General features: G+C 58.5%; 12 protein-coding genes. All 12 read left to right on the top strand.

All coding sequences use genetic code 11. The features are described from left to right. The first annotated feature begins 71 nt into the window (after positions 1-71). The 12 genes from JW885_11770 (at position 72) to JW885_11715 (ending at position 12,668) form a co-directional block, all read left to right on the top strand. Positions 72-503 carry a DUF3659 domain-containing protein gene (locus JW885_11770; protein MBN1882844.1) on the top strand — a complete coding sequence of 144 codons (432 nt, stop codon included), beginning with the start codon at positions 72-74 and terminating at the stop codon, positions 501-503. A 71-nt stretch (positions 504-574) separates the two neighbouring features. Next, positions 575-1,318, top strand: a complete 744-nt coding sequence (locus JW885_11765; protein MBN1882843.1) for an NYN domain-containing protein — start codon at positions 575-577, stop codon at positions 1,316-1,318. Between the two features lie 348 nt (positions 1,319-1,666). Further along, complete coding sequence (locus tag JW885_11760; GenBank protein ID MBN1882842.1) at positions 1,667-2,224, top strand: PadR family transcriptional regulator; 558 nt, start codon at positions 1,667-1,669, stop codon at positions 2,222-2,224. Positions 2,225-2,274: 50 nt separating this feature from the next. Continuing rightward, positions 2,275-3,270 carry an NAD-dependent epimerase/dehydratase family protein gene (locus JW885_11755; protein ID MBN1882841.1) on the top strand — a complete coding sequence of 332 codons (996 nt, stop codon included), beginning with the start codon at positions 2,275-2,277 and terminating at the stop codon, positions 3,268-3,270. An 81-nt stretch (positions 3,271-3,351) separates the two neighbouring features. Beyond that, positions 3,352-4,182 carry an SDR family NAD(P)-dependent oxidoreductase gene (locus JW885_11750; protein MBN1882840.1) on the top strand — a complete coding sequence of 277 codons (831 nt, stop codon included), beginning with the start codon at positions 3,352-3,354 and terminating at the stop codon, positions 4,180-4,182. A gap of 87 nt (positions 4,183-4,269) precedes the next feature. After that, entirely contained in the window at positions 4,270-6,657 is a 2,388-nt protein-coding gene (locus JW885_11745; GenBank protein MBN1882839.1) for a formate C-acetyltransferase/glycerol dehydratase family glycyl radical enzyme, read from the top strand. Between the two features lie 104 nt (positions 6,658-6,761). Further along, positions 6,762-7,697, top strand: a complete 936-nt coding sequence (locus tag JW885_11740; GenBank protein ID MBN1882838.1) for a CoA transferase subunit A — start codon at positions 6,762-6,764, stop codon at positions 7,695-7,697. A 69-nt stretch (positions 7,698-7,766) separates the two neighbouring features. After that, positions 7,767-8,528: a CoA-transferase subunit beta gene (locus JW885_11735; protein MBN1882837.1), complete on the top strand. Its 762-nt coding sequence runs from the start codon at positions 7,767-7,769 to the stop codon at positions 8,526-8,528. Between the two features lie 114 nt (positions 8,529-8,642). Next, a complete protein-coding gene (locus tag JW885_11730) occupies positions 8,643-10,010 on the top strand; it encodes an MmgE/PrpD family protein (GenBank protein MBN1882836.1) in 1,368 nt (455 codons plus the stop codon). Between the two features lie 27 nt (positions 10,011-10,037). Then, complete coding sequence (locus tag JW885_11725) at positions 10,038-11,204, top strand: acyl-CoA dehydrogenase family protein (GenBank protein MBN1882835.1); 1,167 nt, start codon at positions 10,038-10,040, stop codon at positions 11,202-11,204. Between the two features lie 87 nt (positions 11,205-11,291). Then, on the top strand, positions 11,292-11,729 hold the full coding sequence (locus tag JW885_11720) for a hypothetical protein (GenBank protein ID MBN1882834.1): 438 nt from the start codon (positions 11,292-11,294) through the stop codon (positions 11,727-11,729). Positions 11,730-11,846: 117 nt separating this feature from the next. Further along, positions 11,847-12,668, top strand: coding sequence for an epoxyqueuosine reductase (locus JW885_11715; GenBank protein MBN1882833.1), 822 nt, complete (start codon positions 11,847-11,849; stop codon positions 12,666-12,668). Positions 12,669-12,906 lie beyond the last annotated feature (238 nt).

The raw sequence follows: 12,906 nt of genomic DNA, 5'->3' as shown, positions 1-12,906 counted from the left end.
CGGTTTTCCCATTGCCGACGGGGATAAAACATGATAGGATAGCACCTCACATAAAAAATGGAGAACGACAGATGAAGAGACTCGGTATCTTCCTATGCTGTGCAGTGCTTTTCGCATCCTTCACTGGAATCGCCGTTGCCGAAGAAATGCTCATCGCAGATCCTCTCTTTATACCCCGGGCGTACGTGGATGATGACGGTACCGTGATGGACGCAAACCGCTGGATTTATGGAAAAGTAAACAGCGAAGGAACGATTCTTGACAATACCGGAAACCATATCGGCTTTATCACCTCCACAGGGGACATCAAGGATGTCCACTTTACAATCCTGGCCAGCATCGATGAAAACGGCGTCGTTACGGACCCAGAGGGAAACGTTCTCGCCCACATCACCGAGGCCACCGTTACAGACGGCGCGGGCCGCAGACTCTTCAAGTTGGATGGAGCCTTCCATCAGCCGGGATTGCTTTCCTATCTCTTCTTCTTTTCCGATACCTTTTAACACCATATTATACACGGGGGAATCCTATTAAAACCTCAGAAAACAACGACCGCCACATCCGGGATCGGGAAATGACGCTGGCGGTCTTTATTGATCTGGAAAACCTCGCCCTGGGCGCCGCCAAAGAAAAAGGTGATACCTTCGACATCAACAAGGCCCTGGAGCGGCTCCTCGAAAAGGGCAAGATCCTCGTCAAAAAGGCTTATGCCGACTGGTCCCGGTTCTCGGATTACAAGCGGCCGTTCCACGAATCAGCTGTGGAGCTCATCGAGATACCGAAGCGCTCCATGACCGGCAAGAACTCGGCGGATATCCGTCTGGTGGTGGACGCCATGGACCTGTCCTACGCCAAGGAGCATATCGACACGTTCGTGATCGTGTCGGGGGATTCGGACTTCTCTCCTCTGGTCTCCAAGCTCAAGGAAAACGGTAAGACCGTCATCGGCATGGGAATGAAGGGGTCTTCATCGGAACTTCTTATTTCCAACTGCGACGAATTCATCTACTATGAGGACCTGGATCGCCCCACGGCGAAGCCGCCCCGGATACCCTCCAGCATCAAGAAGGAAAAGCGCGAGGCCTTCGATTTATTGCTCTCGTCCATCACTGCCCTCGTCCGGGAAAACAAAGAGGTCATCTATTCCTCGATGGTCAAGGACACCATGATCAGAAAGCGCCCGTCGTTCAACGAGTCCTATCATGGATACCATACCTTTTCGGAGCTCCTCGAAGACGCCCAGAAGAACGGTCTGATCAATTTGAAAATCGACTCCCGAAGCGGCACCTATGTGGTGACCGGTTTCGGAAAGCAATAGGCGCACACCTCTTGCCTCATACCACCGGCCGTTCATTATATTCCCAAAAGTAAAAACCCACAGCCCCCCCGATGATCGGGGGGCTCTCCCCGGCGGAGGGACTTCTGCAAACGGACAGGGGAATAGCCCCCCCGATCGGATGAAAAAATATCGAATGTGAACAGATCGATCATTTTTTTCTTGACAGGAGGCCCATGAGATACTATATACTTTCTATATAGACGATCGTGAGATCTCCGACGGCCCAATCCTCACTCATCGATCCTCCCCCGCCGGGCGATCTGTCGCATTACCGGGCCGGCCATACTCACACACCCACAGCACGCACATCAACAAAGAGGAACAGCTATGTCGATAAAATATGCAATTTTGGGACTCCTCCACTATAAGAACATGCACGGATATCGCATCAAGGAGCACATCGAGCGCAACTTCGGATACATGTGGTCCATCAATTACGGACAGATCTACCCGAACCTCAAGCGCCTGGAGGCCGACGGACTGGTCACGAAAAAGGAGATTCCCCAGGAAAACGCCCCGGATCGCAAGCTCTACTCTCTCACCGACAAGGGAAGGGAGGAGTTCACCCGATGGCTCTCCGAGACGCCCGAGCGGGAAATGCTCATCCGGGATCCCTTTCTCCTTCGCTTTATCTTTTTCGGATTCGGTGACCCGGAGACCGCCCTGGAGCAGATCGATCGACAGATTGAGCTATACAAAAAGACCCGGACCAAGCGCGAGCAAAACATGGAACGCTGGAAGGACATGGATGTATACGTTACCCAGGTGGCGAAACTCGGCATCACCTTCAACGACATGGTGCTTCAGTGGCTCCTGGAAGCCCGAGAGGTTATTCAAAACACCAGAGACGAAACGAATAAGAAGGCATCCGGCTCCATTGAATAATGAGGATCGGATGCTTTTTTTGTGAACCAAAATGAGGAGTGGGCGACAGTATGAAATTCGACGGTATAACACTGGTCACCGGGGCCGCGGGCTTCATGGGAAGCCATGTGGTGGAATATTTGGCGAAAAAGGGCGTGACGGTTCGGGCCACGGCCCGCCCCAGGAAGGATATCTCCTTCTTTGAAAACCTGGGCGTCGAGTATGTGGCGGCGGATCTGACAAAGCCGGAGACACTGCCGCCCCTCTTCGAGGGAAAAGTGGACCGGATCATGCACCTGGGGGCGATCTGCAATTTTTCCACCCCCTACGAAAGGCTTCACCCCACCAACGTTCTGGGAGTCGAGCGGATCACGGAGCTGGCGATGAAGCACGGCGTCAAGCGGTTCGTGCATGTCACCTCTACCAGCGTTTACGGGCTCTATACCGGCACACCCTTTACCGAGGACTCCCCACGTAATCCGAACACCGACTACGGGAAGAGCAAGCGGGACGGGGAGAACGTGGTGAGAGAGCGCATTAAAGAGGGCCTCGACGCCATCCTGGTGAGGCCCTGCACCGTCTATGGTCCCCGCTGCACCGACGGCGCCGGCAAGGCGTTCTCCCGCCCCACCGATATCAGCGCCATCCCGGGAAACGGCGCCCAGATATTGGCCAACGTCAGGGCCGAGGACGTGGCGGCGGCGGTGTATCACCTGTCGAGCCTTGACGGCGTGGCCGGGGAGGCGTACAACGTGGTGGACGATTCTCGACCCACCCTGGAGCACGCCCTGACCCGGGCCGCCCTGGCCTTCGGGAAAAAGACGCCGAAGCTTCACCTGCCCCTGTGGCTGGTGAAGATCGCGGCAAGGGTGGACGGCGCCGCGGCCGCCCGGAAGGGAAAGGTCCCGGACCTGGAGTTCGACGCGGTGAAGTTCCTCTACGATGATTACATCGTGGACAATACCAAGCTTCTTTCCACCGGTTTCTCCTATCTCTACCCGGATTTCGACGCGTCCATGGACGAGATCGCCCGAATGTACCGGGAGGGGACCCTGGAGATGCGATAGGGCGACCGAGCCCGACATCAAACCGGCGGGAAACAAAACAGGTATTCCTTCAATAATCATATTATATATGGAGTAGATATGATCGGTAAAAACATCGTGATAACCGGGCTGGGCGACGGCATGGGTCGCCACGTGGCCGTCATGCTCGCCGAAAAGGGCTATCGCATCGCGGGCTTCGACGTGGATAAAAAGGGCGTCGAGACCCTAGCCTCGGAGTTGAAAAAGATCGGCGGCGATCATTACCTCACGGACATGAACATCACCGACCGGAAGGGAATCCTGAAATTCAGGGACGAGGTCCTCAAAAAGTTCGGCCATGTGGACATCGTGCTCTCCAATGTGGGCATCGGCTTTTTCGGCCCCTTCGAGGAGGTCAGCCTGGAAGAGGCGCTGAAGTGTCTCGAGATCAACGTCATCGGCGCGATGTCCATCTTCCAGGCGTTCATCCCCTCTCTGAGGGAACAGGGCGCGGGGCGCCTGGTGGCCATGTCGTCCCTCGTGGGACGCATCCCCTTCCCCTTCGAGTCGATCTACACCGCGTCGAAATTCGCCATCAGCGGTTTCGTGGAATCGATGAAGTACGAGGTCTCCCCCTTCGGCATCGAGGTCGGCATTATCGAGCCCGCCCAGGTGTCCACCAGCTTCGCCGCGAAGATTCACAAGCTCCCCCCGGAGGGATCCCCCTACCGGGATCGGGTGAAACGATTCATCGATCGCGACAACGAGCTGATCAAGACCGCCCCCACGCCCGAGGCGGCTGCCAAGACCATCGTCAAGACGCTGGAAAAGAAGCGACTTCCCTTCTACAGCCAGCTATTGTTTGCCGATTCGTTCCTCATGTCTCTCAACCGCTATCTCCCCAAGAAGATAAAAGACGCGATCCTGTTGGGCTACATGAAAATCAAGGTTTAGCTTGCATGACGGGACGAAGACGGGTATACTGGTGATATAATAGTAATCTTTACTAATTACCGAACCAGCAGGAGAAGGAGGGATCTCATGGCTACTGGAGGCGGCACAACCCCCGCACGAAAACTCCCGGACAGCCGGGTCGGGCGGCTTCGGGAGCGCATCATCAATGCGCCCCAGGAGGTAAGTATAGAACGGGCCAGATACCTGACCCGATCCATGAAAAATAATTGGGATCGGCACCCATTAGAGCGCATAAGTATGGCCTTTTCGGACGTGCTGGACAACATCAGCGTGGTCATCCACGACGACGAGCTGATCGTGGGCAGTCGCACCGAAAAGCTCAAGGGCGCACCGCTCTTCCCGGAAAACAAAATGCGCTGGATCGAGGGTGACGTAGACAACTTCGACACCCGGGTGCTCCAGCGGGCGCTCATTACGGAGAAGGAGAAAAAGGAGATCACCGACGACATCCTCCCCTTCTGGGAGGGGAAATCGGTGGAATATCTCCTGGAAGAGCGTCTGCCCGAGGACGTGGGCGAGGATATGGATAAATATATCTTCACCATGATGCTGGAGATTACCTACGGCATCGGTCATTTCACCATGGATCACGACATGGTGCTGTCCATCGGCCTCTCGGGCGTCATCGCCCGGGCGCGGGAGAAATTTGATGCGCTTTCGGCGCAGGACAAGGAGGGTAAAAAAGGCATCCTCTACCAGGCCATGATCCGCTCCATGGAGGCGGTCATCCGCCACTCACACAGGTACGCCGAGAAGGCGGCCCGGATGGCCGAGACGGAAAAGGACCCGGTCCGGAAAGAAGAGCTGAAAAAGATCGCCGAGATATGCAAAAAAGTGCCCGAGCACCCGGCAGAAACCTTTCACGAGGCGGTCCAGGCCGTCTACTTCATCCACTTGATGTCACAGCTTGAGAGCGGGGGAAATTCCATCTCCCTGGGCCGCATCGACCGGATCCTCCAGCCCTATTACGACCGCGACCGGGAGACCGGCGCCGTCGACTACGAACAGGCCGTCGAGCTGTTATCGCTCATGTTCCTCAAGACCAACGAGATATGGAACGTCCTTGAGGAGGCCTTCATCCCCGGGGGCGAGGGCACCGAGGGAAAAACCACCCAGAACGTGATCGTGGGGGGAGTGGACGAGGATGGAAACGACGCCACCACCGAGCTGTCCTTCGCGGGTCTGGACGCCTTCGCCAAAATCAACACCGTCCAGCCCAACTTCGGCGTGCGCATCAATAAAAACACGCCCCACGACTTTCTGACAAAAGCCGCGGACTACGTCCGGGACGGCGTCCTCATGCATTTCCACAACGACGACGCCATCATCCCGACACTGATAGAAGGCGGACACACGCCGGCCGACGCCCGCAACTACGGCGTGGTGGGGTGCCTGGAGCCGAACGCCCAGGGCAAGACCTTCGGCTCCACCTTCGCCGTGCAGTTCAACGGCATCAAGTGCATGGAGTTCGCCCTCTCCGGCGGCATCGACAACACTTTCGGCTACCAGTCCGGGCTGGAGACCGGCGACCCCGCGGACTTTACCTCCTTCGAGGACGTCTGGGACGCCTACGCCTCACAGGTCTCCCACTTCATCGGTCAGATGGTTAAGGGGATGAACGTCCTTGATGAAATTCTCGCCGAAAACGTCCCCTCACCGTTTGCCTCTGCGATGATCGAGGGGGCGATGGACAAAGGGATTGACGTCACCTCCGGCGGCGCCGTATACAACTCCACGGGTGTGCAGTACATGGGGTTCGCCAATGTGGCCGACAGTCTCTACGCCGTGAAAAAGGCGGTCTTCGAGGATAACGTCCTCACCATCGGGGAGCTGGCGGAGATGTTGAGCGATGACTGGACGGACACCGAGGAGAAGCGGGCCTATTTTCTGAAGAAGCTTCCCAAGTTCGGTAACGACGTCGATGAAGTGGACGAGATGGCGGCAAAAGTTCTCACCCACTTCTGCGATGTCCTGGCGACCCATAAAAACTACCGGGGCGGGGCGTTCTGGCCCGGGGTTTTCTCGGTCGGGTTTCACCTGGCGATGGGCTCCTTTACCGCCGCCACGCCGGACGGCCGGGCCTCCGGTGATATCTTGGGCAACGGTCTGACCCCCACCACCGGCAACGCCCTCAAGGGTCCCACGTCGGTGGTCAACTCAATCACGAAGCTCCCGCTGACGCGGATATTCAACGGCGCAAACCTGAACCTGAGACTCCCGGGAAAGAACGTCGGGACGGACGCGCTCAGTGCGTTCATCCGCACCTACTTCGAAAAGGGCGGCCTCCAGGTACAGTTCAACATGGTCGATTCAGACACCTTGAGGAATGCCCAGAAGAACCCGGATAATTACCGGGATCTTGTGGTGCGCATCAGCGGGTATTCGGTCCTCTTCACGGGGCTTTCCGATACCGCCCAGGACGAGATCATCAGCCGCACCGAGTACAATCTCTAACAAAAAGAAAGGGGGAGGATCGAGAACGATCCTCCCCCTTTTCACATCAACCTATGACTATAGTATATAGTACTGGATATCATTACTGTTAATATGGAGTCATCATGAGTAAACTCATGTCCGTCAAGGAGGCCGTGGAGCGGTTCGTACCGGACGGCGCCTTCGTCTACATCGGGGGGTATATCTGCCGCCCGCCCTTTTCGGCCATACACGAAATCATCAGACAGAATAAAAGGCACCTCACCATCTCCCGGAGCAACGCCGCCGACGGATTCGACATGCTCATCGGTGCCGGATGCGTGGATCGGTTTATCAGCACATTTCTGTCCCTGGGGCTCTACGGCCTCGCCCGGTGCTATCGCCGCTCCATCGAGAAGGGCGTTCCTCACAAAATCGAGGTGGAGGAATACACGAACCTGTCGCTTCCGATGATGTTCCTTGCCGGATCCTTGGGCATGCCCTTCATACCGGTCAAGGATATGGCGGGCACGGACCTTTTGAACGTGAAGTCCTTCATGGGTGACGACAAGTACAAGCTCATCGACTCCCCCTTCGACGGCTCCCCCACCCTCCTGGTCCCGGCGCTGAAGCCGGACGTTGGCATCATCCACGTCCAGCAGGCCGACGAGAACGGCAACGCACAAATCTGGGGCATCGGCGGGGACTGCCAGTGGGGGGCAAACGCCTCGAAACAGGTCATCATCACCGCTGAGCGCATCGTCTCCCGTGACGTCATCGGCCTGGATCCCTCACGAACCATCGTGCCGGACTTCAAGGTCGTGGCGGTGGTGGAGGATCCCTTCGGGGCGCATCCCGGATACACGCCGGGCTTTTACGACGTCGACTTCGTCTTCGGCTCCCTCTACCAGCAGGCGTCGAATACCGTGGATGGATTTGAAGCCTTTCTTGACGAGTGGGTCTTCGGCACCGACGATCGCGACGGCTACATCCAGCACTACATCGAGAAGTTCGGCTACGCCCAATTCAAAAAGCTCCACGCCGCCTTCGGGCACAGTCCGTCGGTCAGCTATGAGTATTAAATAAGAGCGAACGCAACAAAGGAGGTCTCAATGACCACCCATCCCGACGATTATATCAAGCCGGAACTGATGGCGTGCTGCGGCGCCAGGGAAATATACGACGGCGACCTGGTCATTGTGGGTACCGGCTTTCCGACCATGGCCGCCAACATCGCCAAGTACACCCACGCCCCCACCGCCACGATGATGCAGGAGGCGGGCTCCTACGACGCCCAGCCCAGGCGCCCCGCATTATCGGTGGGCGATCCCTGCCTGAACCCGGGGGCCGCCATGATCGGCGGACTCATCGAGATCATGGGGATGTTCCTCCAGGCGGGATGGGTGGACGTGGGATTTCTCTCGGGCAGTCAGGTCGATAAATACGGTAACATCAATACCACCGTCATTGGGGATTACAACGCCCCCAAGAGTAGGCTTCCCGGCAGCGGCGGCGCCAATCCCATCGGGTCCTTGGTCAAGCGGGTGCTCATCATCGCCCTGCACGATACCCGCCGTCTGGCGGAGCGGGTCGATTTCATCACCACCCCCGGCTATATCGACGGCCCCGGCAGCCGGGAAAAGTGGGGGCTCCCCCCCAATACCGGGCCCCACGCCATCATCACCAACAAGGCGGTCATGAAATTCGACGACAAAACGAAAGAGGCGTATCTTGCGTCATACCACCCGGACACCACCGTCGACGAGGTGGTCAAGAACACGCCCTGGAAGTTGAAAGTGTCGGACGACGTCTGTGAAACCGAGCCGCCCAGGGCCGATGAGCTTCGGGCGCTCAGGGAAATACTCGACCCGAACCGGATGATAAAAATATACGAGAAGCGGGGATACGTCTAATCGGCGAGGGTACGGGAAATGAGGAGGGGCGGCCGCACCCTTTAAAAAACCAAAGATACGCCCGCTTCATTTGATTCATACACGTATTCCATCATTCATTCGCGGAGAGAACTCATGGAATATTCAAAGAAACTGGCCGAATTCTGCCGGGACCTGACCTTCGACGATCTCCCGAAGGAGGTCGTCCACAAGGCCAAGCTCTGTGTTCTGGATTATGTCGCCAATGTATACGGCTCGCTGTTTCTGGACGCCGCCCGGAACACCGCCGGCTATGTCAAGTCCCTGGGGGGACAGGCGAAGGTGTCGTGTCACGGCCTCGATTTCAAGGCGGGGGTCGAGGAGGCGGCGTTTCTGAACGGCACCCTGGCCGAAGCCATCGAGGCCCAGGACGGCCTCCGGTTCGGAGGGAACCACCCGGGCACCGCCGTCATCCCCGCAGCCTTCGCGTGCGCGGAAAACGGGGGATGTGACGGACGAGCCTTTCTGGAGGCGGTGGTGGCGGGCTATGAGGCGGCGAACCGGGCGGCGGCGGCGGTCCATCCCCGCCATACCCTCTCCGGCTTTCTGCCCACAGGGACCACCAGCACCTTCGGCGCCGCTGCGGCGGCGGGAAAGCTCATAGGCCTTTCCGGGGACGCCTTCATCAGCGCGATCGGCAACGCCGGCTACCTGCTCCCCCTTTCCATGGCGGAACAGCTCATGGGCGGCTACACCATCAAGATCGTCCAGGGCGGCCAGGCCGCATCGGCGGGAATCCGCGCTGCATCGCTTGCGGGGGCGGGTCTCACCGGCCTCCCCGGCGTCCTCGAGGGGACGGAACTGGGGGGCGGCTTTGCGAAGATCACCATAGACCAGGAGCCGAACCTGGACCGCATCATCGACCGACTGGGCGAACACTTCACCATCATGGACATCTACTTCAAGCCCTACACCGCATGCCGTCACACCCACGGCGCGGCCCAGGCGGCGCTGGAGCTTCAAGAAGCGGAGGATATCTCCCCCGGTGACATCGAGGCGGTGGAGGTCTTCACCTACGGCATCGCCCTGATCGCCGTGGGGAAAAAGGTTGTTTTGGGTGACTCCTTCGTCAACGCCCAGTTCTCCATTCCATACGTCGTGAGCGTGTGCCTCTTCGATAGGGAGCTGGGGCCGGCCCAGCTTGCGGAAAAGCGCCTGGCGGACAAAACACTCATCGACTTTACCACAAAGGTGACCGTGACCTACGACGACGAACTCAACTCCATGTATCCGGAAAAAACCGCCAGCGCCGTCACCCTGACGATGAAAGATAAAAAAACCCTGACGAAACGGGTGGAAATCCCGAAGGGAGATCCCCGGGACCCGATGGAAGCCACTGATCTGGCCGCGAAGATCCACCGTTTCGCAGGCGAAAGGGATAAAAAACGGCTCGACCGAGTTATCGATATGATCACGCACCTCGAGACGCTCTCGGACATCCGGGAGCTCTCGGAAGCGCTCTAAACAAAACCACCATGAAGAGGACAGCACATGGACTTCAACCTGACTGAAGAGCAGCAGATGCTCATCGATACCCTGCGCACCATGGGTGAGCGGGAAAAATTTCGTGACCTGGCGAAGAAGATCGACGAGACCGGAGAATTCCCCTGGGATCTCCTGCCGAAATACGCCGATCTGGGCCTCTTGGGCATGACCCTGTCCGAGGAATACGGCGGCGGCGGACAGCCGGTCATGAACGCCGTCCTGGCCATTGAGGAGCTGGCGAAATTCAGCCCCATGATCGCCGCCCCGGTCTTCGAATCGAACGTGGGGCCGGTCAGGGTCATTGATATGTTCGGATCGGAAGAGCAGAAAAAACAGATCATCCCCAAGGTCTGCGCAGGGGAGTCGTCGGTATCGGTCTGCATGACAGAGCCCGAGGCGGGGAGTGACCTGACGTCGCTCACCACGAAAATTACAGACGACGGCGACGACTACATCCTCAACGGCACCAAGACCTTCATCACCGGCGGCGGCCACGCCAGCCACTATATGGTCTACTGCCGCATCGGCGACACCCCTGGATACAAGGGAGTCGGCGGCATCCTGGTGGAAAAGGACACCCCCGGTTTTTCCTTCGGCAAGCAGGAGGTCTTCATGGGCCTTCGGGGGATGCCGTCGTGCGACCTCATCTTCGAGGATGTCCGGGTGCCCAAGAAAAACCTGATCGTGAAAGAAGGTGAGTTCAGAAACCTCATGAGCACCTTCGACGTGGAGCGCTGCGGCAACGCCGCCATGTGCCTGGGCACCGCGGGAGGCGCCTTGGACGCAGCAAAGGCCTATTCCATGGAGCGCCAGGCCTTCGGGCGGCCCATCAATGAGTTCCAGGCGGTGCAGTTCATGATAGTGGACATGGCCATGAAGCTGGACGCGGCGCGGCTCTTGGTCTATCGGGCCGCCTCCGGGGCGGGGCGGGGATTGCCCTCAATTTACGAAGCGGCAATGGGCAAGTGCTACGCCAACGAGATGGCGATTGAGGTCACCAACATGGCCATGCAGGTCTTCGGCGGCTACGGCTACTCCACGGAGTTCCCGGTGGAGCGGATGGCCCGGGACGCCAACGCCTGGCGGGTCGCCGGGGGAACGGTGCAGATGCTGCGCATCACCATGGCAAGCCTCATGTTCGGCCGACGCTTCGACCAGCGGCCCGGAAAGTAATCAGACAGAGCGCGGGAGCCGCACGGCTTCCGTGCCCCGTCGTCACATTCACGGGATGTATATTATTTTCACATACAAGGAGGCCTTATGGGAACATACTATAAAGACGCCGACCAGCTCTACGAGATATACGGCTACTTCCTGGACCAGATCCTCAAGGACCCGAAGATCGGCCCCAAGATGGCCAAGGCCGGCATCGTCATCAAGTTCATCTATACCGACCCGGATACCGAGATCACCATCGATTTGAAGAATCCACCGAAGGAAGAAGGAAGCTTCGGCACCTACTATCTGGGCCCCTGCGAGATCAAGGAGGACGTGTGGTCCTCTCAGGCGGCGGATTTTTCCCACAGCTTCTGGCACGGCCACGAAAACCCGGTGGCGGCCATAGCCAAGGGGAAGGTCAAACAGGGTGGAAAGATCACCGCCATGATGAAGCTGCTGCCTGTGGTGCGTCCGTCCTTCAAGCGCTTCCCGGAGGTGCTCAAGGAAATGGGGTATGAGGACAAGGTCATCAAAAAGTAGCGCACCGACCGATGACCAAGCCGGTTTTCACACGCCGCCGCCCGCATGTCCGGGCGGCGGTCGCCTTTCGACACCGTATCGGCACCGATACCGATCTCTTCGATAAGGAACGCTCCGATGGATATCCATGATCTTACCGCGGTCATAACCGATTTCGTACGAACGGACACACGAAATCGCCTCCCCAACGGCGGCTACCCCATATACGACGATCCCCTGGTGGGGGCGGCGGCCGCCGACGACCCGATCTTTTGCGAGTATAAACAGGAGGGGATCGTCGGCCCGCACCATTTCCTCCCGACGGACTGGCTGGAGTCCGCCCAAACCGTCATCAGCTATTTTCTCCCCTTTTCAGAACCGATTGTCGAAAGCAACGAGGCGCCCGGTCCCCCGTCCGACGAGTGGTACCTGGCACGGTACTGGGGGGAGGTGTTCAACGACGCCCTGCGGGGGTATCTTCGGGATCACATTGAATCCTCCGGCGGGAGCGCCGTGGCGCCGATCATCGATGAGCGGTTCGAATCGCTTTTCGGGGTCACCAGCAACTGGTCGGAGCGCCACGCCGCCTATGCCGCCGGTCTGGGGACCTTCTGTCTGACCTACTCCTTCATCACGGAGAAGGGATGCGCCGGGCGGTTCGGCTCGGTGGTGACCGACCTCGCCCTCACGCTCACCCCCCGAACGGCGGTCTCCCTGATGGAGAACTGCATCTACGACAACGACGGCGCCTGCGGGATATGCATCCAGCGTTGTCCCGCCGGGGCCGTCACTCCCGAGAAGAAGGATCACGGCCTCTGTCTTCAGTATCTCCTTGATGAGGTGCTCACGAACTATCCGCCGCGCCACGGGAACATCCACGCGGGAGGCTGCGGCAAGTGCCAGACCGCCGTGCCCTGCTCCCGGACGAATCCGAGACGAAGCAGGGCGTCGGGCGGGTAGCGACGGGGCGCACCGATACGCGGCGCGGGCCGTGTCCCACAAATTCCGATACGGGCATCACGTGCGTGTCTATGTAGACCATAGGTGCATACGGAGGGTGTACGGATCTCGCCGGGAACGGGTAGAACAACATGCAGATATGAGAACGGCGTCCGTAGAAGGGACGGCACACCCGGCCCGATCGGCTGTGGGAAGACGGGCCTCCGCCATCCCCCGTCTCCCCTCTCCGTCTACGATG

This window comes from Candidatus Zymogenaceae bacterium (assembly GCA_016931225.1).
Classification (GTDB): Bacteria; Desulfobacterota; Zymogenia; order Zymogenales; family Zymogenaceae; genus JAFGFE01.
Note: the sequence above shows the minus strand (reverse complement) of the source record. Positions and strands in the feature narration are given on the sequence as shown.

Excerpts from the sequence above, each read along its gene's own strand:
- JW885_11725 (MBN1882835.1), top strand. The coding sequence starts at position 10,038 with ATGGACTTCAACCTGACTGAAGAGCAGCAGATGCTCATCGATACCCTG.
- JW885_11745 (MBN1882839.1), top strand. The coding sequence starts at position 4,270 with ATGGCTACTGGAGGCGGCACAACCCCCGCACGAAAACTCCCGGACAGC.
- JW885_11760 (MBN1882842.1), top strand. The coding sequence starts at position 1,667 with ATGTCGATAAAATATGCAATTTTGGGACTCCTCCACTATAAGAACATG.
- JW885_11730 (MBN1882836.1), top strand. The coding sequence starts at position 8,643 with ATGGAATATTCAAAGAAACTGGCCGAATTCTGCCGGGACCTGACCTTC.
- JW885_11715 (MBN1882833.1), top strand. The coding sequence starts at position 11,847 with ATGGATATCCATGATCTTACCGCGGTCATAACCGATTTCGTACGAACG.
- JW885_11735 (MBN1882837.1), top strand. The coding sequence starts at position 7,767 with ATGGCGTGCTGCGGCGCCAGGGAAATATACGACGGCGACCTGGTCATT.
- JW885_11770 (MBN1882844.1), top strand. The coding sequence starts at position 72 with ATGAAGAGACTCGGTATCTTCCTATGCTGTGCAGTGCTTTTCGCATCC.
- JW885_11740 (MBN1882838.1), top strand. The coding sequence starts at position 6,762 with ATGAGTAAACTCATGTCCGTCAAGGAGGCCGTGGAGCGGTTCGTACCG.
- JW885_11765 (MBN1882843.1), top strand. The coding sequence starts at position 575 with ATGACGCTGGCGGTCTTTATTGATCTGGAAAACCTCGCCCTGGGCGCC.
- JW885_11720 (MBN1882834.1), top strand. The coding sequence starts at position 11,292 with ATGGGAACATACTATAAAGACGCCGACCAGCTCTACGAGATATACGGC.
- JW885_11755 (MBN1882841.1), top strand. The coding sequence starts at position 2,275 with ATGAAATTCGACGGTATAACACTGGTCACCGGGGCCGCGGGCTTCATG.